The 22,984-nt window shown below is 40.5% G+C and carries 22 protein-coding genes; 5 read left to right on the top strand and 17 right to left on the bottom strand.

Going from position 1 to position 22,984, the window contains the following annotated elements; genetic code table 11:
- Window positions 1-76 precede the first annotated feature (76 nt).
- Entirely contained in the window at window positions 77-2,272 is a 2,196-nt protein-coding gene (topA, locus tag H6G18_RS17825; RefSeq protein WP_190408436.1) for a type I DNA topoisomerase, read from the bottom strand.
- 269 nt (window positions 2,273-2,541) lie between these two features.
- On the opposite strand from topA, the gene H6G18_RS17820 reads away from it, so the two are divergent.
- Complete coding sequence (locus H6G18_RS17820) at window positions 2,542-2,907, top strand: hypothetical protein (protein WP_190408435.1); 366 nt, start codon at window positions 2,542-2,544, stop codon at window positions 2,905-2,907.
- Window positions 2,908-2,989: 82 nt separating this feature from the next.
- Here the strand turns inward: H6G18_RS17820 and H6G18_RS17815 are convergent, their stop codons facing one another.
- Together H6G18_RS17815 and H6G18_RS17810 are read right to left on the bottom strand one after the other, a co-directional pair.
- Window positions 2,990-3,787 carry a hypothetical protein gene (locus H6G18_RS17815; RefSeq protein ID WP_190408434.1) on the bottom strand — a complete coding sequence of 266 codons (798 nt, stop codon included), beginning with the start codon at window positions 3,785-3,787 and terminating at the stop codon, window positions 2,990-2,992.
- A gap of 188 nt (window positions 3,788-3,975) precedes the next feature.
- Complete coding sequence (locus tag H6G18_RS17810) at window positions 3,976-4,338, bottom strand: four-helix bundle copper-binding protein (protein ID WP_190408433.1); 363 nt, start codon at window positions 4,336-4,338, stop codon at window positions 3,976-3,978.
- 537 nt (window positions 4,339-4,875) lie between these two features.
- On the opposite strand from H6G18_RS17810, the gene H6G18_RS17805 reads away from it, so the two are divergent.
- Window positions 4,876-5,628 carry a TspO/MBR family protein gene (locus H6G18_RS17805; protein WP_190408432.1) on the top strand — a complete coding sequence of 251 codons (753 nt, stop codon included), beginning with the start codon at window positions 4,876-4,878 and terminating at the stop codon, window positions 5,626-5,628.
- Window positions 5,629-5,761: 133 nt separating this feature from the next.
- Here the strand turns inward: H6G18_RS17805 and H6G18_RS17800 are convergent, their stop codons facing one another.
- The 10 genes from H6G18_RS17800 to rimI form a co-directional block, all read right to left on the bottom strand.
- Window positions 5,762-5,968, bottom strand: a complete 207-nt coding sequence (locus H6G18_RS17800; RefSeq protein WP_242040388.1) for a hypothetical protein — start codon at window positions 5,966-5,968, stop codon at window positions 5,762-5,764.
- Window positions 5,969-6,127: 159 nt separating this feature from the next.
- Window positions 6,128-6,400, bottom strand: coding sequence for a hypothetical protein (locus H6G18_RS17795; RefSeq protein WP_190408431.1), 273 nt, complete (start codon window positions 6,398-6,400; stop codon window positions 6,128-6,130).
- A 265-nt stretch (window positions 6,401-6,665) separates the two neighbouring features.
- Entirely contained in the window at window positions 6,666-6,983 is a 318-nt protein-coding gene (locus H6G18_RS17790) for a hypothetical protein (RefSeq protein WP_190408430.1), read from the bottom strand.
- A 338-nt stretch (window positions 6,984-7,321) separates the two neighbouring features.
- A complete protein-coding gene (locus tag H6G18_RS24845; protein WP_242040387.1) occupies window positions 7,322-7,501 on the bottom strand; it encodes a hypothetical protein in 180 nt (59 codons plus the stop codon).
- Between the two features lie 10 nt (window positions 7,502-7,511).
- Window positions 7,512-7,691 (bottom strand): Rpn family recombination-promoting nuclease/putative transposase, encoded by a 180-nt coding sequence (locus H6G18_RS17785; RefSeq protein WP_190408429.1) that lies wholly within the window; start codon window positions 7,689-7,691, stop codon window positions 7,512-7,514.
- A gap of 179 nt (window positions 7,692-7,870) precedes the next feature.
- Window positions 7,871-8,053, bottom strand: coding sequence for a hypothetical protein (locus H6G18_RS24840; protein ID WP_242040385.1), 183 nt, complete (start codon window positions 8,051-8,053; stop codon window positions 7,871-7,873).
- Window positions 8,054-8,174: 121 nt separating this feature from the next.
- Window positions 8,175-10,433: a Piwi domain-containing protein gene (locus H6G18_RS17775; RefSeq protein ID WP_190408428.1), complete on the bottom strand. Its 2,259-nt coding sequence runs from the start codon at window positions 10,431-10,433 to the stop codon at window positions 8,175-8,177.
- 2 nt (window positions 10,434-10,435) lie between these two features.
- Window positions 10,436-11,245, bottom strand: coding sequence for a PD-(D/E)XK nuclease family protein (locus tag H6G18_RS17770; protein WP_190408427.1), 810 nt, complete (start codon window positions 11,243-11,245; stop codon window positions 10,436-10,438).
- A 291-nt stretch (window positions 11,246-11,536) separates the two neighbouring features.
- Window positions 11,537-14,008, bottom strand: a complete 2,472-nt coding sequence (locus H6G18_RS17765; protein ID WP_190408426.1) for an ATP-dependent Clp protease ATP-binding subunit — start codon at window positions 14,006-14,008, stop codon at window positions 11,537-11,539.
- A 450-nt stretch (window positions 14,009-14,458) separates the two neighbouring features.
- On the bottom strand, window positions 14,459-15,013 hold the full coding sequence (rimI, locus tag H6G18_RS17760) for a ribosomal protein S18-alanine N-acetyltransferase (RefSeq protein ID WP_190408425.1): 555 nt from the start codon (window positions 15,011-15,013) through the stop codon (window positions 14,459-14,461).
- Between the two features lie 93 nt (window positions 15,014-15,106).
- On the opposite strand from rimI, the gene lysA reads away from it, so the two are divergent.
- The 3 genes from lysA (at window position 15,107) to H6G18_RS17745 (ending at window position 18,335) form a co-directional block, all read left to right on the top strand.
- Window positions 15,107-16,504, top strand: coding sequence for a diaminopimelate decarboxylase (gene lysA / locus H6G18_RS17755; protein WP_190408424.1), 1,398 nt, complete (start codon window positions 15,107-15,109; stop codon window positions 16,502-16,504).
- Window positions 16,505-16,623: 119 nt separating this feature from the next.
- Window positions 16,624-17,589 carry a diadenylate cyclase CdaA gene (gene cdaA, locus H6G18_RS17750; protein WP_190408423.1) on the top strand — a complete coding sequence of 322 codons (966 nt, stop codon included), beginning with the start codon at window positions 16,624-16,626 and terminating at the stop codon, window positions 17,587-17,589.
- Complete coding sequence (locus tag H6G18_RS17745) at window positions 17,586-18,335, top strand: isoprenyl transferase (RefSeq protein WP_190408422.1); 750 nt, start codon at window positions 17,586-17,588, stop codon at window positions 18,333-18,335. The genes cdaA and H6G18_RS17745 overlap by 4 nt, the downstream gene beginning before the upstream one ends.
- Window positions 18,336-18,393: 58 nt before the next feature.
- Here H6G18_RS17745 and H6G18_RS17740 read toward each other — a convergent pair whose 3' ends face one another.
- The 4 genes from H6G18_RS17740 to dnaK all read right to left on the bottom strand — a co-directional run bounded on the left by H6G18_RS17740 (window position 18,394) and on the right by dnaK (window position 22,778).
- A complete protein-coding gene (locus tag H6G18_RS17740; protein WP_190408421.1) occupies window positions 18,394-18,666 on the bottom strand; it encodes a DUF3143 domain-containing protein in 273 nt (90 codons plus the stop codon).
- Between the two features lie 6 nt (window positions 18,667-18,672).
- Window positions 18,673-19,176 carry a J domain-containing protein gene (locus H6G18_RS17735; RefSeq protein WP_190408455.1) on the bottom strand — a complete coding sequence of 168 codons (504 nt, stop codon included), beginning with the start codon at window positions 19,174-19,176 and terminating at the stop codon, window positions 18,673-18,675.
- 355 nt (window positions 19,177-19,531) lie between these two features.
- Window positions 19,532-20,527: a DnaJ C-terminal domain-containing protein gene (locus H6G18_RS17730; protein WP_190408420.1), complete on the bottom strand. Its 996-nt coding sequence runs from the start codon at window positions 20,525-20,527 to the stop codon at window positions 19,532-19,534.
- 193 nt (window positions 20,528-20,720) lie between these two features.
- Window positions 20,721-22,778: a molecular chaperone DnaK gene (dnaK, locus tag H6G18_RS17725; protein WP_190408419.1), complete on the bottom strand. Its 2,058-nt coding sequence runs from the start codon at window positions 22,776-22,778 to the stop codon at window positions 20,721-20,723.
- Between the last annotated feature and the right edge of the window lie 206 nt (window positions 22,779-22,984).

Below are 22,984 nucleotides of genomic sequence, written 5' to 3'. Positions count from 1 at the left end.
AACGTGGTTTATAAATCATCTACAAGTCTTCACCGACTCAGTTTGATGAATCAATTCAAAATTCAAAATAAATTATTTATAATTCTCCAAACTTAGGACTCCACCAACCTTTTGCTGTGTGGAAATAAGCGACATCTTTATGTTTTTTGTCAGTGCGAGATGGGGAAGAAGAACAACGTAGCATTGTTTTATTTTGTCCATCTTTATTGTAGTGGTACTCTTCCAAAGGCTGTTTACAAACTGGGCAGGGGTACTTAGTCAACTTAGTTGGAGACTTTGCAGAAGTCTTAGTTGCAGAAGGTGCAGAAATAGTATCTTCTGTCTTTTCTGAAATTTTGGCATCTTTCGTTCTAGGGGGTTGCCAATTTTTATTAAATTCATTCCAAAATAAGACGGTATTTTCACAACCGCTAGTGCATTTAAGAAAGTATTTTTTCTTTAGCTTGGTGCTAGGAATTTTGCTGAGAAAATTATTGCAGTCAGGACAACGAGTCCGGCTTTTATCATATTGACGTGCGGTAAAAATTTGCGTCGTCTTGGAGGAATCGACAACTACAGTTTTGGCTTTTGCTAAAGCTGGGGCAAAATAATTTTGATTCCAAGTGGTTAAGTATTGCTGCCAAGCTTGTTTACCTTCAGCGATCGCATCCAGGGCATTCTCCATTTTGGCAGTAAACTCTGCCTCTAGTAAATCCGGTAGGGCTTTTTGTAAAAAATCGTCAACTTCTAACCCTAAATTTGTCGGGTGTAAGTTGTCTTTTGTCAGTTCGATATAGCCCCGTTTCTTGAGGGTGGCAATGGTGGGAGAATAGGTACTGGGACGACCAATGCCTTTACGCTCCATGAGTTGGACTAATTTTGGTTCACTGTAGCGTGGTGGGGGTTGAGTTTGTTTCTTCTCATGACCTGCATTTTCGAGAGTTAGCATTTGCCCTTGTTGCAAGGCTGGTAGAATTGAATCTTTGCTGAGGTTAGGCCAGTAGCGAGTATAACCGAGAAACTCTACTACTTGTCCTCGCGCTTGCCAAAGAATTTGTCCAGACTGGGTAATCACCACAGTTTTCCGCAGTTGGGCTGGACGACATTGAGAAGCGATCGCCCGTTTCCAAATCATCACATACAAGTTAAACTCATCTGTAGACAGTTCTATTCGCAACTGGGCAGAAGGTCGAAATATATCAGTTGGACGAATCGCTTCATGGGCTTGTTGTGCTGTTTTACTACTACGATGTCTAGCAACCTGGGTGGGGACATTTTGGGGGTCATTCTGTTCCAGCCATTGACGCGCACTCTCACAAAACTCTGGACTCAACATTACTGAATCTGTCCGCATATATGTAATCAACCCAGCCTCATATAACTTTTGGGCTACAACCATTGTCTTGTCTGGTGCAAACTTCAACTTTGAACCAGCCGCTTGTTGGAGAGTTGAGGTAATAAATGGTGGAGGTGGTTGACGGTTAACGATTTTCCCCTCATACTGGACAATCTTATGTGGATGATTGCGTGCTTCCCCAACTAAGCGATTGGCTTCTGCTTCCGTCAGTACGCGGGTAGACTCGGTTGCAGTGGTGCTATTTCCCGCCGCATCATCATGAAGCTCAAGTTCTTGTTCTGGAGAGTCTGAACGATTGTTGACTGCACCTTTGTAAAAAGCCCGAAACCCTTCTTGATAGTCAACCCAAACACTCCAATAATCTTGAGGAACAAAGGTTTGAATTTCTCGTTCCCGTTGACAAATCAGGTGGAGTGTAGAACTTTGCACCCTCCCCACACTTTTCGCCCCATTATTTAAGGCCCAAACTAGGGGACTACCCTTATACCCTACCAATTTATCTAGACAATCTCGACACAACCCCGCCCCTACTAAATTGAGGTCAAGTTTGCGAGGATTAGCGATCGCACTCCGTACCGCCGATGCTGTAATCTCTGTATAAACGACTCGTTTCGGTTCTCTCAAACCTAGCACTTCCTTGAGATGCCAAGCAATAGTTTCTCCTTCCCTATCTGGGTCAGTTGCTAACACAACTTCACTCACCTGCTTGGCTGTAGTCTTTAACTGCTGGATAGTTTCTTTTGAACGTTGGTCACGTGGTACATAGTTGCATCGCACACTACTACCATCTATGCTGAACCCCAACGAATCCTCACCTTCATCGCTGAGTTCTCGAATGTGTCCACAAGATGCACGCACAATCCACTCTGAACCCAAAATTTGACTGAGCTTTTTAACTTTACCCGGAGATTCAACCACTAGCAGGCGTTTTGTCATAAACAGTTCAACACACCCTACGGTATCTTGCTAGAAAATTAAAAATTAGTTAACTGAAATTTCAAATTAGCACTGTCAAATACAGTATATTTTAGTATTTGTGTACTATAAAAAATATTTTATCATCTCAAATAACTTCCCCAGGACTACTTTTTGCTTAGTTCTTGATTCTTTCTAGAGAAAGTAGTCTAATTTCTGACAAAAGTTTACTATGTGACTACTGATATAGATGTAATGTATACCGTAGAGGAGCATATAGGTGAGAGCAAATGATGAAAAATCAACAAATTACCTACCCACTGGCTCAAATAAATCTCAATACAAATGAGTTAAGGATTATTCGTCATCGCCGCACAGTTAAGCGTTTGACAAAAGAGCATGATTTTGCATCATGGCTTTTTAGAACTATTACAATTTCCTCGATCATCAGTGCTATTTTGTTCGGCATAGGTGCAATGACTTTTTGGCAGTTAGAGATAAATAGCCAACCAATTCCCACCATCAATAACAAACAAACTTGGCAAACCAAAAAGCATATATGTTTGGGTTGGATGCTAATTGCGTTTTCTAGTTTTCTGGGAAGTGCTTCGTTAGCGAAAAAGCCTGATGGTTTCAAAGTAGTGGAAAAGTCTTGATAGCTGGCTGAAAAATAGAAATCCACAGCCAAAATTTATATGAAAATAAAATATCTTCATATAATCTTACATAGTCCCTAATTCACTCTATCTCTTCACAATGAATTAGTAGCTTTTCCATAGCCTCTGCTAAAGAAATTAAATCAGTCCAAGAAGAACCACTAACTAAACTTTGGGCGTGAGCTAATCGGTTGCGTAATTGTTCAGCAGATTTTAAAAACCGTTCGCCAGAGCGTTTGGATTTTAGTTCTAGTTGTTCCAGTAGTTCTGGTTGATGTAAAACTAATTCTCGCTTATCACAAAACTGGAGATAATCTAATAAATCTGTAGCTTCATTTCTTTCTTGACTTTCTTTCCATAACCTCCGCGCCACCTCTAAACGCTCAGGTTTAAGAATTTTTTGCCAGGAATCTTGAGGATAATAAAGCCGTACTAACCTAAGTAGATTCATTTCCAGTAGAGTAACTAAACCAAATAACAACATTCTCACTGGTGCTTTCTGTAAATCCCCATAGGTAATAATCCCACTTACCTGATTACAATCGAGGACAAACAAACGTGGAATTTGTTGCAAAATGGGTAGTAACTTCATCAGTGGTGTAGAAATGGCAATCAGTTCCTTGGGATGAAACACTCGCTGATAGTCACCACACTTACCAGACTTAACTTGGATTAAACTAGAGCGTTCAACATAGCCAGTAATAGTATCTCCCATTTCCACACCAACAACATCAAAATCTTGCGATCGCATCCAGCCCAAAACCTCTAATACTTCCGCCTCTGCTGGTACAGCTTTCAGGGATTCTGCCACATATTCAATTGTGATATTGTTCTCAAACAAGCCCCGCAAGTCTTGGGAACGGGATTTTAAATGTTTCATCTACCCTTAGCCACAGACATAATTCGTAATTATAGAATTTAACCTGAATTGATAATTATCGTGGCTATTTAAATAACACTCTTGCGTCTGTGGGGAAATTTCCACAATTTCAAACTTCAAACGCCCAGACTAAACAGCCTGAGCGCTTGAATATTAGGTTGCAGAGAAACTTCTGCTAAGTTATGGAATTAAGCAGGCATCATTTGCATGGATCTGCAAGCTTCTGCACATCTGCGACAAGCCATTGCACAGTCCATCATCATTTGATCATCGCTCATTTGCTCACAAGCCATAGCAGTGCGATCGCACATTTCCGCACACAGCATACAAGTGCGTCCCATAAATTCGGAACCACCCATCATCATATTCACGCACATCATGCACATTTCTGAGCAGTCGCGCATCATACCCATCATACTCATGTCCATCTGCATACCGCCCTTGCTCATGCAGTAAGTCATAGTTTCCATGCACATTTTATGACAATCCATACAAGCTTTCATACAGGCTTGCATTTCGGCAGTCATAGATTCAGCCATCATCATCATCATAGGAAATACCTCTTGATTTTTTGATGTACAAATAGCCTTTTACAAGGACTACTCATAACAGTAACCACATCCTTTTAAGGAGTCAATAGTACTTTCAACATAGGGATTTATAAGCCTAGTTTCCCGATAGAATTACTGGTATTTTAAATTTAATCTACAAGGATTTTGGGTGATTCTTGCAGAAGTTCTTACCAATCAAGCCTTGCAAACACCTATAACCAAGTGGAGTTTATTGAAGCTAGTCAAAATTTTCAACCAGAATCAAACATTGAAGTAAAAAATTACTCAAATTAAAGCCATATTTTTTTGACAAAAATATTGAAAAAGCTTTATTAATTTATATGAAGACGGATTTTATTAATTTATATCACCCTTAAGCTAGATGTTAAAAGATATAAATTACACAAAGTTAATCAATTACCCAATTCAAAACTTGATAAAATCTTTTAAATTAGTAATAAATATTATTTTCAGATATCACATTATTATATAATAAATCATTGTTAATAGTTATAGACTATCCGTAATTTATTAATTATGAATCAATCCAACAACAGTGGAATACTTGAACAGTTTGTCAACATAGTAATGGGGATAAAAACTGGTAATCAACAACAATCTCTAAATACATCAACAGCCACTACACAAGAACTAGATATCAAAGCTGTCTTAGTTTATAAACTAGGGACTATCCTCCAAATAGGAGTCATGATTATTGCGTTATTGGGAATGGAAAAATTAATCATGTTGATAGATAAAAATTCTTCTTTTCCCAGTTGGTTTAGCACTTTATTGACTGCATTATTTTTTGCTCTATTAAGTATCCGTTCCCGAATTTTTTCTCTTTTAGATAATACCCGTTCTCGTCAGACATACGACCAAGTAATCAGACCAAGATGGTCTCCTCCACCTTTAGCATTTCCCATAGTTTGGATGATAATTGCAGTTTTGCGGGTAATTTCTTCTGTGTTGGTTTGGCAACAAATGAATCACCAATTTTTAGTACTACCTTTCATTGTGTTTGTAGTACATCTGGCTTTAGGCGATACTTGGAATACGATTTTTACCGTAGAACGGAGACTAGGCGCGGCTGTTCCTGTAGTGATTTTAGGCCCCTGGTTATCTGCTTTAGTTGTGACAGCAATTTATTGGCAAACTAGCCCTGTAGCGGGAATGATTTTATCTTTTTCTTGTGTATGGCTAACCGTAGCAGCTGCATTGGTATTTAGAATTTGGCAGTTAAACGGATCTGAGCCATTGTATCCTGTAAAACTAACACCTGTGGAGTAATAAATCCTCAGAATACACCTTAATCAGGTTTCGCTTCACACATTCAACAAATATTAAAAAGGGTAGGGAAGAATTAATTCTCTACCACTTAATTTATGAAATTAAAACTCTAATATATTACTGTTATATTTAACTATAATTCTTCAATTTCTACTAAACCACCTTCTGTAAATTGGATCGATAGTTCATAGCCATCAAGTAAAGCAGTTTCTAATAATGGCAGCCTTCCTGTTGCCAGCACATGAATTTCTCTTTCTTCTCCATTCCAAATAATGGAGGCTTGATGGACGGGTAAAAGCACTCGGCTATTATCTGCTAAATTTGCATATATATATATCATAAACAAAAGGAAAACCCAAGAGATTAACTGCTGCTGGAGGTAAGGAGAGAAACTCGGTAAAGCCTGTATCAATCACAAATTCAATTGTAAAGTCAGGTTGATTTGGCAATCGAAATATGACATTGACAGTTGCACGCCCATTTTTGATAATACCAGTGATCACCGATAATCACGCTCCATTTCTCCACTAAAGGATGCAGCAACTTTATAACCAATGCGAATTCCAAAAAGTCGAGCAAATCTGTTTTTACTTCGTAGATATTTTGCTGATTCTATCCCCGTTTTATCAACTGCATACTCACCTGTTTCTATGTCAATAATTACCATCTTACCGATGTTTTCTTCTGTCTCTACTTGTTGACGAATGTTATTGTCATATAATTCTTTGGCACGTTTAGCAACTTCTTCGCTGCTTAATAGAATAGCTTGCACTTGTTAATCCTTTTGCGTGATTATGTATTTATTGTCTTGATTACAAGTATAGTTTATTCCTTCTCAAGCCATTGCTCATAACCACACACCAGCAATCTTTCCTTTACATTAGCAATAGCATCAGGTTGGAGAACATCAATAAATTAACAGTAATTGCCGACTTGTGTTTATAGTAGCTTATCAAAATGTCGCGTGCGATCGCACTACTCCAATAACAGCGATAGCTACAGTCAGCTAACACCAATATCATCAAACTTTCCTGAAATCATATCCCTCCACAAGAACCTTTTTCATTGAGACGGAAAGTAACAAGCCAATCAGTAGGATATTTTTGGCGTGCTTTTTTGTCAGCTATATTTTCATCTGGATCAATAAAATAATCACCACTGTTTGGTTCAATCACAATAAACCAGTTGTAATGTTCATCTATTAATTGTGGACACACTTGGTCAAAAACAACACGCGCTTTTTGTCCACGAGTATTTTTTTCAGCTTCCCGTCTAGCTAATTCTTCCGGTGAAATTGTAAATTCTGGAAATATTCTCCCTAGTTGACGAAGGCGAACAGGTTTTGTATTAATCATAGTTACTTTACTCTTCTCAATCGTGTTGGTAATTTATTAATAAGTTTAGCTTACTGTAGGTATCACCTTCTGTAGAGCATAATGAATAACTTCAGTTAAAATAATTCTATAGCTAACAGCCTACCTTCAACTGGCTCATACTCATCTTCTAGTAACCATAACTTAGCTACTTCATAATTATGGCTCTCCTAGACTAGCTATAACAAATTAATACTTAATATCAGGTTAAATCCTTACATAGTCTGGGATTCAAGAGTAATAAAGTAAATTTTTATTAAATCCTTGATTTTATTTTAGCGAAACCTTGTTATATCAGTCGTTTGAGCCATTTTTTAGTGTTAATTTATCAACCCAAGTCTGGGAGAGCCATAATTATTGCTAGAAAATACAACCTTATCACCCTGTTTTGGATCATAAATTTGACAGTTTTTCTTATTATCACAGAGTAATAAAAGAAGGTATGGTGGTGATAACATCGGATCAATCCATACTTCTGTAAATTCCCAGTTATTTGTCATCTTACAAAGACTAGCTCCTTGCTGCTTCTCTGACTACATCTGTATCTAGTTTTAATTTTTCTGCTATTTGCTGAATACTTAATCCTAATTCCAGCAAAATTGGTACTATTTTCAACTTAGCCTGTAGTTCGCCTTCTTCAAATGCTTCTTGATAAACTTTGGTTTCCCGAATCAGGTCTACATTTAACATGGCTTCTACGTCCTCTCGACTAAAATTAAGAAACTTGTAGATAATCTCTTTATCCTCTCCGCGTCTCTGCGTGAGACAAAAACAAAAAAACGGCAGAGAACCGAAATTATAAACCACTGTAAATTCAAAAGAGCTTCAGTAATTTCATCTTCAGCGAAAACAGGAATAGTCCACATTAATTATGAGGATAATTCATCAATCCAATCCTGATAACCACAACTAAGTAAAACTTTCTTTAAATTATTAATAGCTTCAGCTTTGGGAATATCAATTGACTGTACTCGGTATATATTACTGAGTACAACACTATAGTCTTTGCCAATGTAATAGGCGATAACTGCTGCTAAGTTCCTATCTGACATTTCCTCACTTAGTAGTGCTAAAAGCGATTCATAATTTTCTGCTTCAATACCATCAGGAAACGCGCATTTGACTAATTTATAGGTACTTTGTAGATGAGGTGGAATATTTATTTGTATTCTATTATAGCCAAAACTCAGTATCTCCCTCTAACTTACTTGCAGGATATATTCCTCTCAATCGTAATTTTGCTATTTTATGTGAGCCATAAACTGGTTTTGGCAAACGCGGTATCTTTAATGCTCCATAATGTAACAAAGTAAGTTTTAAAGTTGTTTCAACAACTTGTTCTATAGGAGGAGATATTAAAGCTGAGTGGTTTTCACAAATCACTGTTAAGCGTAAAGGTAGAGCAAGTCCCATTTTCTCTGGAACTTGAGTTGTCACTAGAACTGCTTCGCTAGAAGAAATACGTAAAGCCAAACCTTTTTCTGGGGTATTTATGAATTTACCAGCTACAGTATATAGTCTAGGAATACCAGATTTCTTACACTCTACTAATATCAACTTACAGCCAATTGCTTCAGCCCACTCCAACAGATTAAAAATTTCTTGTCCACAAAATTTTCCATCACGATAAATCAGTACTGTTTTTCCTTCGAGTTCATTTTTCGGTAACAATCTTTCTAAAAAGTTTTTAGGAATTTCTTCTCCTTGAATTAAACCATCTTTTAGTCGATAGCGAATAAACTCTCCTTGTTTTCCGTACAGACGAGTACTCGCGCAAGCATTCATAGTCCCAGACAATCTTGTTTTGGACTCTCTCGAAATATCCAAACCAATAAAATTGTCAGCAATCTGTAAAGTCTCTTGCAATACAAAAGGTACATTACCCAACTTAGCCAAAATTCCCGGAACTACCTGTTGAAGTATATTTTTGTAATTAGAAGAATTTTTTAATGTATCTTCATAAATCATTTGGCTAGCTATTTGTTGTTGCAGCAATAGGTCATATATTTTATGATAAAGGCTACCACCATCATCATCATCAGCATTACGATCACTTTGTGGCAGAAAAGTTAAGACTATGTCAGGTGGTGTATTAATTAATTCGTTAACTACTTCTTCTACTTTGGCTCTTGCTTGAGTTCCACTTAAATTTTTTAATGAAGTTGTTTGGGGAGAAACTATACTATTAAATTTATAGTTTTTTAGATGTTGCTTAAGTTGGGAAAAAAAAGTTTCTAAATTCAATTCACAAAGATTAAGGGCAGTAATACGAATTGGTCTTGATATGTCACCAAATTTATTATGACGACGGTAAACACCACCTTGGGACAGTCCTTTCAAAATTCTATTTTGGGTACTAATAGTTCCGTTACCAAACAGCAAAGATGTGTTTTCAATCGCTGTTGCAGGTTGCCAAAATATGTTTTGATAATCACGGCTATTAATACTTCTGCCTAACTGTAATCCATATGTAATTAAAGCATTGTCAGCATTACTTTTATAAGTAATTAACAATTCTGTGCGTTCTTTATAAGAAATTTTAGTTTCTTTAAGCAACTCGCCCCAATCTAATCCAAACCGAGTAACTGTTTCCGAAGTTATGCAAGGACGTAAAGCACTCAGTCCATATTCATATAACTTTTTGTTTTTACCAAATTTTACTGCTACTAGCAGTTCATTTGATAAATCATCTTTTAGAGCTTGTTTACTAACTTCAGTTTTGGCAAGTTCAATTAATTTTTGCCTGTGTTCTAACGATGGTTGTCTAATAATTTTGGTAATAGTGCCGTTACCTTGTACATCATCACGAGAAATAGCGCGAACACTTAGATTAATTAAAAGCTTTTCTGGGTTACTTTTATCTGTATGATTGAGATAAAAATTAGCTAAATTCTTAATTAATAAAAATTTACTTTTAGTAGTTAAAGTAATAGCTGGCTGTAGAACACCATCTATTTCTATAGTTTCTGCCCAAAATTCCGCATTACGTCTCACTTGGACACCATTTTTCGATAACTTGGTTATAGGTAAAAACGGATACGGTTTCGATGTTTTTAAAACTTGAAAAGCCAGTAGGGAAATAACATTTGCTGGTACTGCTTCTGTAAGTGTAACTTCTTGAAGCTGCAAAGTACGATCACTTAAATCTGTCAGCCCTTCTTCAACAACCTGTGCAAGAATATCTTTCCATTCTTGTACTAGAAGACCGAAGGGGTAATTAGGAAGTGCTAAAGCATAAAAATATGGCTTATTCCAAATAACAAATATATGTGGTAAAGTCCGACTCAGGTGGAAACTTAAGCGAATTGCATCTTCCGTTTCTAAATGAGGGTTAAGCTGAAAACATATTATATTTAAGTCTGAGAAATTTAAGGGAAAAATTTCACTAGAGAAAATGATTTGTGGTTGACTCACACTGGCGGTAGTAATCACCTCTAAACCTCACTAACAGAAAATTCACAAATGTAACTAAATTCACAAGAATTACAAGCAACACCAGGATTAGGGGGATATATTTCAGCAAAGTTGCTTATTTCTTGGTAATATCGCTTTTTCTCTAGCTCATGCTGTTTAGCTATATCTGATAACTCTATTTGCAAGAATTTTAGACGCTCTTCACTTGCTGTAATTACGTCAGATGCAGAACAAGTTTCTAAGTTGTAAAATGAAGCAACTAATGGCTGTTGTGGATAGAGATAGCTGGAAGCTAATAAATATACGTAAGCTTGTCGTCGGTCAAAATCTGATTTACCAGTTTTAAAATCCAAAATATGAATAGTACCATCTGGATCTTTAAAAATGCAGTCAGTTGGTGCATAGAGATTGAAACAATAACTACCCTCTTGGATAGTAATAGGCTTAGGATATCCCTCATTACCTTTGCTTAACTGAACAATTTCCTTATTCACTAAAATAGGATTTTTATAATAGTTGTTCAGAATAGAAATTACTCGCTTTTGAATTTCCTCTGAGGTTTGATTTAATTCAATAATCTTGGAAACTTTTTCTACACCTTCATATTGGTACAAAAGTTCAGGATATTTATGAAATTCATAAACTCCACTTTGCGCGAGTTTGCCAATAAGCTGATTCGTGTTGTCTTGTGCCAACAAAGCCTTAACTTTAGGTTCGTAATTGCGAACCTTTTTAAAACCTCGCTTCATATCACAAAACCAGTATTGTTTACCAGCTTGTGCTTTGAATAAAGACCAAAGATTGTAACTGACAGATGGTAATTTGCTCATCAATTACATTGCTGTTTATATTTCTTATAACTCGCTAAAATCTAGAATCATGGGCAAAGTTTCTTGATTTTAGTTAAAAAGAGACTATACACTATCTCAGCAGCAGTAGTCAAAGCTTTATTTAGATAAAAATATCTGGAGCGATCGCTATCTTCTAATTCTTCAAAGTAAGCATAAATAAATATCTTGATCACCCATATCAACAGCAACGGAGAGAGAAACAAAAGCGGTAGAGAAATTTATCCTCTACCGCTTGCTAATTTTTATTTGAGACTCAATCTCAAACTTTAACTATGACTCAACACCTTGGGGTAATAATTCCCGGCGCTGTTGAGAAGTAACTTGCACATTGCCGTTTTCATCAATATCAATGAGGGCGACATCGCCATCCTTGATGCGACCAGACAGAATTTCTTCTGCTAGGCTATCTTCTAACAAGCGCATAATTGCCCGGCGTAACGGTCTTGCACCGTAGCTGGGACTGTAACCTTCTTCGATGAGGCGTTCTTTGAAGCGATCGCTTACTTCTAAAGTTATACCTTTTTCCGTTAGGCGACCAAACACTTCTTTGAGCATGATGTCCGCAATTTCGGTAACTTCCAGCTTGCTCAATTGACGGAAGACGATAATCTCATCTAGACGGTTGAGGAATTCAGGACGGAAGTATTGCTTCAGTTCTTCGTTCACCAAGGAGCGAATGCGGTTGTATTGTGTTTCGGTTTGATCTTCGGAGAACTCGAAGCCGATACCGCCACCACCTTTTTCAATTACCTTGGAACCGATGTTGGATGTCAAAATCAGCAAGGTGTTCTTGAAGTCAACGGTGCGTCCTTTGGCATCTGTTAACCGACCATCTTCCAAAATTTGCAGCAGCATATTGAAGACATCGGGGTGGGCTTTTTCGATTTCGTCGAACAGCACCACGGTGTAAGGACGACGGCGCACAGCTTCGGTTAATTGACCACCTTCGTTATAACCAACATAACCTGGAGGTGAACCAATCAACTTGCTGACGGTGTGGCGTTCCATGTACTCGGACATATCCAAGCGGATCATTGCTTCTTCGGAACCGAAGAAGTAGGAAGCCAAGGATTTTGCCAACTCAGTTTTACCTACACCAGTCGGCCCGGAGAAGACAAAGCTAGCAATTGGTCGGTTGGGATTCTTCAAACCGACACGGGCGCGACGAATTGCTCGTGACACTGCTTTCACCGCGTCTTCTTGTCCGATTAAGCGCTGGTGCAAGGTGTCTTCCATGTGCAGCAGCTTTTCGGATTCAGATTCGGTGAGCTTGTTGACGGGAACCCCTGTCCACGAAGCCACGATGTGAGCAATGTCTTCTTCGGTAACTACAGGTTCTTCACCTTCTGTACCAGAAGCATTGGTCTTGCTTTGGGCGATCGCACGGATTTCGGCTTTGATTTCCATTTCCCGATCGCGCAGTTCCCCAGCTCTATCGAAGTCTTGGGAACGGACTGCATCATCTTTTTCTTTTAAGATTTGGCGCAGTTCTTTATCTAACTCTTTGGCTGCGGGGGGCAGTTGGGAGTTGATTAACCGCACGCGCGAACCTGCTTCATCAACCAAGTCGATGGCTTTGTCTGGCAGATAGCGATCGCTAATATAACGATCAGATAATTTCGCTGCCGCAACTAAAGCTTCATCGGAGATTTTCAGCTTGTGGTGTTGCTCGTAGCGATCGCGCAAACCATATAAAATTTCTATTGTTTCATCGACGGAGGGTTCACCGACCATCACTGGCTGGAAGCGGCGCTCTAACGCTGCGTCCCGTTCGATGTGCTTGCGGTACTCATCTAAGGTTGTCGCACCGATACACTGCAATTCGCCTCTAGCCAAGGCCGGCTTGAGGATATTTGCTGCATCAATCGCACCTTCGGCAGCACCTGCACCGATGAGGGTGTGTACTTCGTCTATTACAAGAATTACATTACCCGCTTGACGAATCTCATCCATGATTTTCTTCAAGCGTTCTTCAAATTCACCCCGGTACTTGGTGCCGGCGACCAATAGACCGATATCCAGTGTCACTACACGCTTATCTTCCAGGATGTCGGGGACATCTTTGTTAGCGATACGTGATGCTAGACCTTCGGCGATCGCGGTTTTACCAACCCCAGGTTCACCAATCAATACTGGGTTATTTTTTGTCCGGCGACCCAAAATCTGAATTACACGCTCGATTTCCTTGGCGCGTCCCACCACAGGATCGAGTTTGTTATCCGTTGCCATTTGGGTCAGGTTCGATCCAAATTCATCCAGAGTAGGTGTTTTGGTGCGTCCCGATTGCCCGGTCGCGGAAACCTCTGCTGTTTCTCCCAGCATTCGGATGACTTGGGTTCTGACTTTAGATAGATCCACCCCAAGATTTTCTAGCACCCTGGCTGCCACACCTTCCCCTTCCCGGATCAGGCCCAACAGCAGATGCTCGGTGCCAATGTAGTTATGCCCTAATTGGCGCGCTTCTTCTAGGGATAGTTCCAGAACCCGCTTTGCCCGTGGCGTAAACGGAATTTCCACAGCCACAAAGCCTGAACCCCGGCCTATGATTTTTTCTACCTCAATGCGGGCATCTTTGAGATTGACACCCATCGATTTCAGCACCTTGGCCGCAACTCCCGTACCTTCCCCGATCAGACCCAAGAGGATCTGCTCGGTTCCGACGAAGTTGTGACCTAAACGGCGGGCCTCTTCTTGGGCCAGCATGATTACCTTAATGGCTTTTTCTGTGAAGCGTTCAAACATGGCATTTTTCCCATCACCTGCGTCGTGCCGGTACGCTGATTTTAGCACAGGCTAAGAGTTTGGATGTCTGTATCTAAAGATAATCAACATCCAAGAGCTATCACACAAGTTGACGGCCTGATTATTATTTGTTTATTACTGTTGCCCTGCCAACTTTACTGAGGAGTTTGAGTTTATCAGCATTTTTGGGCTTGAATAAAATACAGTCGAAGATTAAAACTGTTATTTTAATTAACGATCACAAATATTTATTATTAGCACAGTTGGCATACTACAATCAAGATTATTGTTTGATTAATAATATATTTAAAACGAATAATATTTTTTTATTAAATATTCTGATAAATTAATTTCAGCAAAAATAGATTTTTTCTCATTAACTTAGTTGTTTTCCATATCGACAACCAAGCCAGGGTATGTATTGGGGAGAAGAGAACTGTTGACTATTGACTATTGACTATTAACTATTGACCAAGAATATTTTTCAAGGTCATCCCGAATAATAGTTTCCCAATGTGACAATTTCTCTTGAAATTGGGGATATTGTAAATCTGGAAGCCAGAGAATCAGGGCATCTTCACCGTTATCTTGGTAATAGCCACGCCGCCTTCCTGCTGTTTGGAACCCAAATTTTTGGTATAGAGATATGGCTGCTAAATTAGAAGCTCGAACTTCGAGGGTCGCTCGCTCTAAGCCGCGATCGCCAGCTGTTTTCAAGAGGAAATATAATAAAGCCTGTCCCAAACCTTGACGGTGATATTGGGGATGAACAGCAACAATGGTGATGTGGGCTTCTCCCACAATTGACCAAAAACATCCCATACCCAGCAGTTTGATAGGGGAATTGAGGGAAAATAGACCGAGTAAATCACTGTTGGGACTCTCCAACTCTCTTTGGTAGCCCTCCATAGTCCAAAGTCCACCAAAACAGGCTTGATCCAGTTCGAGGATTGCACTTAAATCCTTTGAGGTGAGGGATTTGAGTTTTAAGTTAGATAAGATCACTTTTATCTTGGATAAGATTACAAACCCTTTGTAAACTGGGATCGGGACAATTAATTCACGCCCGTAATTTGAACAAGGACAACTTATATAGTTATGGTATCGACTCACCCGGCTGGGGTTCAAAATGCTGGTACTCAGTATTTACCTCAAAGGCGCACCACAAGTACAAATATTTCGCCCAACCAGGAACTTTTACCTTTAACTGCTCAAGCTAACAGTCAGGGAAACCTGGAAATTGGTGGGTGTGATGTCACAACTCTAGTTGAGCAGTTTGGTTCACCTCTATATATATTAGATGAAGAAACCCTCAGAACAGCTTGTCAGCAATATCGAGATAGTTTTGCCAAATATTATCCCGGAGAATCTCAGGTATTATATGCTTCCAAAGCATGGAATTGTTTAGCTGTTTGTGCGATCGCCGCCTCAGAAGGCTTGGGAATTGATGTAGTTTCTGGAGGTGAACTTTACACTGCACTAACTGCTGGTGTGAGTCCCGCTAAAATTTACCTCCACGGGAATAATAAATCTCGTGAAGAATTGACCTTAGCCATTGATTCTGGTGTCACCATTGTGGCAGATAACTGGTACGAATTGCGTACATTAGCCAGTTTATCCCAATCAGAACAGCCAATTCGGCTCATGTTGCGGCTGACTCCAGGTATAGAATGTCATACCCACGAATACATCCGCACAGGACACCTGGATAGTAAGTTCGGCTTTGATCCCAACGATTTGAATGAAGTTTTTGAGTTTGTCAGCCAGCAACCAAATCTCAACTGCGTAGGATTACACGCTCATATCGGTTCGCAAATTTTTGAACGCCAACCCCATCGAGATTTAGCATCTGTCATGGTGCAGTGGTTACGAGATGCGAATAAATATGGTTTGAATGTCACCGAATTAAATATTGGTGGCGGTTTAGGAATTAAATATGTAGAATCAGACGATCCACCAAGCATTGATGAGTGGGTGAAGGCGATTTGCGAAGTAGTGCAAGCAGCTTGTGCAGCCGAAAACTTGCCTTTACCAAAACTACTATCGGAACCAGGGCGATCGCTCATTGCCACAAGCTGTGTGACTGCGTACACGGTTGGCTCATATAAAACAATACCGGAAATCCGTACCTACGTCTCTATTGATGGAGGTATGTCTGATAATCCCCGCCCAATTACGTATCAGTCAGTTTATCGGGCAGTCATTGCCAATAAGTTGTCCGAGCCGCACACAGAAACAGTTACTATTGCGGGTAAGCATTGTGAATCAGGGGATATTCTGATTAAAAATGCCCAACTACCAAAAACTGAACCAGGGGATATTCTCGTAGTTATGGCAACTGGTGCGTACAATTACAGTATGGCCTCTAACTATAATCGCCTACCCAGACCAGCAGCAGTTGTAGTGGCAAACGGCGAAGCAAACTTAATTTTGCAGCGCGAGACTTATCAAGACTTGATTCGACAAGATTGTCTACCAGAGAGATTGAAGAATTAGTCTAAAGTCCACAGTCCACAGTTAATAGTCAAAAGTCCATAGACCAATCTTTGTGACTATTGACTATTGACCATTGACTATTGACTATTGACTAAAATTACAAGAGTAATCCAGATGTCATGAGAGATTTATGGAAGCAATGGCTGGCAAACCTGGGATGGTCGCAGTCCTTGCTGCTTGGGACTCTGGATATTGTATTGGTGTTGGTGCTGACGTACATGATACTAGTGATCATTAGTGAGCGTCGGACACTATGGATGGTGCGAGGATTTATTGTCTTAATGCTGGCCTCAGCACTTAGTGGCAGATTTGGTTTACCCCTGCTCAATTTTGTTTTGGAAAAATTGGTGATTGGCTGTGCTGTAGCAATGGCAGTTGCGCTCCAGTCAGAATTTCGCCGTTTTTTGGAACAACTGGGACGCGGTGAATTCCGACAATTATTGCAACCAGCCAATCTGACCATTCCCAAGTCTGATAGTGTAATTGATGAAATTGTGGAAGCGGTTAAGGAACTCTCGAAAAACCGAATTGGAGCTTTGCTAATTTTAGAAACCACTGGCCCCATCGACGAACGAGATTTTTCTGTGCCTGGAGTCAAGCTCAACGCTGATGTTTCCAAGGAACTGATACAGACAATTTTTCAGCCAAAAACCCTATTGCATGATGGAGCAACATTAATTCGTGGCTCAAGGATCGTATCTTCGGGTATAATTTTACCGCTTTCGGGACGCACAGCCTCGCGCCAGTTGGGAACACGCCATCGGGCAGCAATGGGAATTACTGAGCGGGTCGAAAATTGCATCTGTGTCGTTGTATCAGAAGAGACGGGTTCTATTTCCCTAGCGGAAAGGGGAACTCTAAATAGACCCCTGACAATTAGGAAGCTGAAAGAGTCATTAGAGGCTCGATTGTCCCCGATAGTAGATCGGGAAGCTGTTGCTCCTGGGTTGTTCAGTTTGGGTCGTCAGATAGGTGATAAGGCACTAGCACTGGTTTTACGTTTACCCGGTTTACCACGTCTTCGACGCGCCACGCGTAGTTTACTTCCCCGTAGGGATACGACCGCTTCTCGAGATAAAAAATGACAATACAACAAACTGAACTGCAACAATTGCCACCTGATTTAAAACGAGAACTACTGCCCAAACACGTTGCAGTCATTATGGATGGCAATGGTCGATGGGCTAAACGTCAAGGTCTACCCCGAATTATGGGTCATAAACGAGGGGTAGATGCCCTTAAGGATTTGCTGCGTTGCTGTAGAGACTGGGGGATTCAGGCGCTAACTGCCTATGCTTTTTCCACAGAGAACTGGAAAAGACCACAGGAAGAAGTAGATTTTTTGATGACTCTGTTTCAAAGAGTTCTACGTCAAGAACTGCGAGAAATGGTTGAGGAGAATGTGCAAATTCAGTTTGTGGGAAATTTAGTAGATTTACCGCGATCGCTGCAAGCAGAAATTTCCCGTGCTATGGAAGAAACTAAAAATAATCGTGGTATTCGTTTTTCCATAGCTACCAATTATGGAGGAAGGCAGGAGATTTTACAAGCTTGCCGGGCGATCGCGCAAAAAGTCCAGCAAGGTCTGCTACAACCAGATGAAATTAATGAAGAAGTGTTTGAACGTCATTTGTACACAGCCGGAATTTCCGACCCGGATTTGTTAATCCGTACTAGTGGCGAAATGCGCCTCTCAAATTTCTTACTATGGCAGATGGCTTATGGGGAAATCTATATTACCGATACTCTCTGGCCAGATTTTGACCGTGCGGAATTTCATCGCGCTTTATGTGCCTACCAGCAAAGAGAACGGCGATTCGGGAAAGTATAAAAAAAGGGGAGTAGAGAATGGTGAATTTTCCCTACTCCTGACTCACCACACCCCAGTTTTACGGGCCAGAAAATACCGCTTGTTCGATATCTTCCCGACTGAGAGAATATTTAAAAGCGCGTTGAACATCTTGACCATTCTCTCCAGCTTGGACGTAGCGCACTACAATTTGCTCAACATCAAGCCAGAGTTCAGCTTGCCAACTGGGACGTTGTACACGCCAGCAGTGTAGTTGTGTGTCATCTTGTTGACAGCCTTGCTCTTTTAGCCATTGTTCAATTTGTGGCAGAGGATGACTGTATAAGGGAGTGTTAGCAGGAATCAGAGACATAAAGATTCAAAATTTAAAATTAGCCAGAACAGTTAATTGTGACAGATGGGAAATTGATTGTTGTAGCGGTGTTGGGAAAAGTGCATCACCTCGAATAAAGGCAATGGTGATTGCTAGCAGTAGACAACCAAAAATTGTCAAGCCCAAAATAAATAAAGCGAAGATTTCGCCAGAGGAGAGGGGGCGATCGCTCGCATCCAGGTAAGCTGATTTTGAATAGTCGTAAGTGTAGGAGACAGAACGATTTAAATCAGGTGGTGCTTGAATTACACCAAAACGAGAATAACCGATTTTTAAGTCGTAATTTAAACGCCTGTCTGGATTACTGAGAGTGGCGTAAGCTTCATTAATTTGCTGAAATTTTCCAGTAGCAACAGCAGCAGGTAATTCCGTAGTATCAGGGTGATAACGTTTGCTCAGTTCCCGATAAGCGCGGCGGATGTCGATTACCGATGCAGAGGGATGCAGCCCTAACAAGGAATAGTATGTAGGGTTACAGCTTTTTGGCATTGCACCGTTTTGATTCACGGCTGTTTGATTCACTTTGTAATCAAGTTTTTTCTAATATTGTAAACCTGCTACTAGCAATAAAGGTCAATCTTCCATGTCTGACTCTTCCTATGAGCATCTTTCAGTTACGATAAGATTTCATTGCTTGGGTGAATTTTCTACCCAATGACCAAAGCCGCAGACATCAGTACTAGACAAAATTCGGTGACAGTGGGTGAGAGTTATTCCCACAAATTAGCCAAATTGATGATGTAGAGAGCTTGAAGAAAATTTTACGCGAAATTGTTGCCGCCAAAACAATAGAAGAATTACGGTCAATACTTGAGTGCAATTTGTCAAGAAAAATTTTAACCTATTAAATTAAATCAGCACGGGGTTTAAAGGTTTCTATTTGCCGGATCTTTTCATAAAGTTCTCGTTCTTCCTGGCTGATAGTTTTTGGGGTAAGTATTTGAATTTCTACCAATTGATCGCCTCGTTTACCATTGTCGGTAGGGTAGCCTTTATTTGCTAGGCGAAATCTTTGACCAGTCCTGACTCCTGGAGGAATTGTCATTTTTACTGGCCCATCTAGAGTAGGTGCTTCTACTTGTCCTCCCAAGACTGCTTCACTGGGCGTTACTGGTACTTGGCAAAATATATTAGTAGCTTCCAGTTTAAATAATGGGTGGGGTTCGACGGTAATTTTTAAGTAGAGGTCGCCGCCACCTATGCCTTGATTTCGCAGGCGGATAGTTTGACCTGTTACCATACCTGGGGGCATTGTCACTTCTAGCGATCGCCCATCCTCTAAACGAATACGTTCATTACCCCCAGAATAAGCTTTTTCTAAGGGTAAAGTTAATCTTGCCTCAATATCACGACGGGCTGGACGAGGTGGATTTTTGGGAACCGTATATTCAACTCGGCTTTTTGGTGAACGAAACGGATCAGTTGTTGTGCTTTTACTTGCACCATTTTTAGTTTCTCTGCGGCCGCCAACACCGATAACTTGATTCAGAAAATCTTCAAAGTTGGAAAACTGGCTGGGGTCTACATTTTCATTACCGTTGCGTTCTCCAGTCCGGCTATCGCCCCAACCTTTGGTTTTTGGTGTTTGTTTAGGAAAACCTTTTTGTTTCCAATAGCGGCTAAACTGGTCATATTGGGCGCGTTTAGTTGTATCGGATAGCATTTCATAAGCTTCGCCGATAATTTTAAACTTTTCTTCTGCATCCTTATTCCCCGGATTGAGATCAGGGTGATATTGTCTTGCTAACCGCCGATAATTTTTTTTAATTTCTTCACTAGTAGCATCTTTAGTTACTCCCAAAATCTCGTAATAATCACGAAAATTCTGCAAATTCTGCATATTCATTTATTTAACTTTTAAATTTATTTCTGGTAATTGTTATTTAGCAATGGATAATATCATTGACCAATTACTAATTAACAATTACCAATTACCAATTACCAAATCCGTATTCAGGAGGAAGGAAGAGGACAGGGAGAGCAATTGTTTATTTTTTATTTTTTAATTGATTACTCCCCACTCGCTGACAAGACTATAGCCAATCATCATCATCATCCCAGTTATCTTGGTAGCTAGGGCGGGATGATCTGCGGGGTGGACGACTGTCATAGGAAGGACGACTGTCTCGTCCGTAATCTCTACCGTAGTCTCTGCTATTGTAGGAATCCCGTTCTCGATAACTATCTCTGGAAAAATCCCGTTCCCGTTCCTTGTCTTTATCACCAGTAAAGATGTCCTTAATCGTGCCAAACAGATCGTCGTCTTCATCCTCAGCATAATACTGGCGAACTTCTCTATTTAGCTCATACAGAGCATCTTGTAAGTCGGCGTAAGCTTGGTCAATCCCGCGATCGTCATTTTCTTTGAGACTTTCCTTGAGTTCCCGACTAATATTATCAATGCGTTGGCGGCGGTTACGGGCAAACTGCATCCCAAATTCTAAAGCAACTTCTCTAAGTTGTCGTTCTCCTTGGAGAATCAAGGCTTCAGAACGGGTACGTTTTTCTACTCTTTCTTTGCGTTCCCGGTCAACGTCGGCGTATTTTTGGGCATCTTGAATCATCCGGTTAACTTCCGCTTCACTTAAAGTAGAAGCACCTTGGATGGTGATACTCTGTTCTCTGCCAGTGGTTCTATCTAAGGCTGTTACCTGTAAAATACCGTTGGCATCGATATCAAATGCTACCTGAATTTGGGGAATACCTCTTGGTGCTGGGGGAATCCCGTAGAGTTTGAAACGTCCCAGAGATTTGTTATCACCTGCCATTTCCCGTTCACCTTGGACTACGTGAATCTCCACGGAGTTTTGGTTATTTTCGGAGGTGGAGAAGATATCTGAACGGCGGACGGGGATGGTTGTATTGCGGGGGATGAGTTTTTTCATCACGCCACCGATCGCTTCTAAACCCAAAGATAAGGGTGTAACATCCAACAGCAAGACATCCTTGAATTCTCCAGCGAGAATCCCCGCTTGAATCGCTGCACCCATAGCCACCACTTCATCAGGGTTGACATTTTCGCTGGGTTCAATCCCAATAATGTCCCGCACTAGCTGTTTCACCATTGGCATTCTTGTAGAACCACCAACTAGTACGACTTCTTCAATATCATCAGGTCTGAGTCCGGCATCTTTTAGCGCCCGTTTCACTGGGTTGCGGACACGTCCTAATAAGTCAGCACACAAACCCTCAAATTGGGAACGTGTCAGCCTTGTTTCCAAATGCTTGGGGCCGTCTTCCGTGGCGGTGATGAAAGGTAAATTAATATCCGTGACGCTGACAGCAGAGAGTTCGATTTTAGCTTTTTCTGCGGCTTCCATCAAACGTTGCAAAGCTTGGCGATCGCGTCTTAAGTCTACACCTTCTGTTTCTAAAAATTGCTCTGCTAACCAATCGACAATTTTTTTATCAAAATCATTCCCCCCCAGTTGGGTATCTCCACTGGTGGCTTTGACTTCAAATACTCCGTCCCCTACTTCCAAAATCGATACGTCAAATGTACCGCCACCCAAGTCAAATACTAAGATGGTTTCCAGTTCACCCCTGTCTAACCCATAAGCTAGAGATGCGGCCGTCGGTTCGTTAAGAATCCGCAACACTTCTAAACCAGCAATTCTGCCAGCATCACGGGTTGCTTGCCTTTGGGAATCATTGAAATAAGCTGGTACTGTAATTACTGCCCCTGTGACGGCTGACCCTAAGTAAGTACTAGCATCATCAGCCAATTTTTTCAGCACCATTGCCGAAATCTCTTCTGCGGCAAATTCCTTATTGAGACGGGGACAGGCAACTTTAATATTGCCAATTTCATCTTTGCGAATAGTGTAGGGTACACGCTTCGATTCTGGACTAAGTTCGTTATACCTGCGCCCAATAAAGCGTTTAACTGCAAAAAATGTGTTTTGCGGGTTCAGGACTGTTTGCCGCCGCGCCATTTGCCCTACAACCCTTTCGCCTTCTTTACTAAAGCCAACAACAGAGGGGGTTGTTCGCATTCCTTCTGCATTGGCAATCACCACCGGCTTGCCACCCTCCATTACGGCGACTACTGAGTTGGTTGTACCCAAGTCGATGCCGACTACCTTGCCCATGCGTTACTCTTCTCCTACTGTGTCTTACTATATATATTATGATTGGGCAGAACTACCTCTAGCTTTAGCTACGGGGTAAACCTGCCTTAATGGTATAACATTCATCATTAATGGAAAAATCGGAGGAATTACAGCTTGAGGATTTAGTTGCAAGACTAGGATAACATTGACGATGCTTAGTATGTTCTAGCCGTTGTAAATGTTGT

The organism is Anabaena subtropica FACHB-260 (assembly GCF_014697105.1).
Lineage (GTDB): Bacteria > Cyanobacteriota > Cyanobacteriia > Cyanobacteriales > Nostocaceae > Trichormus > Trichormus subtropicus.
The sequence above is the reverse complement of the archived record's forward strand: the minus strand, read 5'-3'. Positions and strand labels throughout refer to the sequence as shown.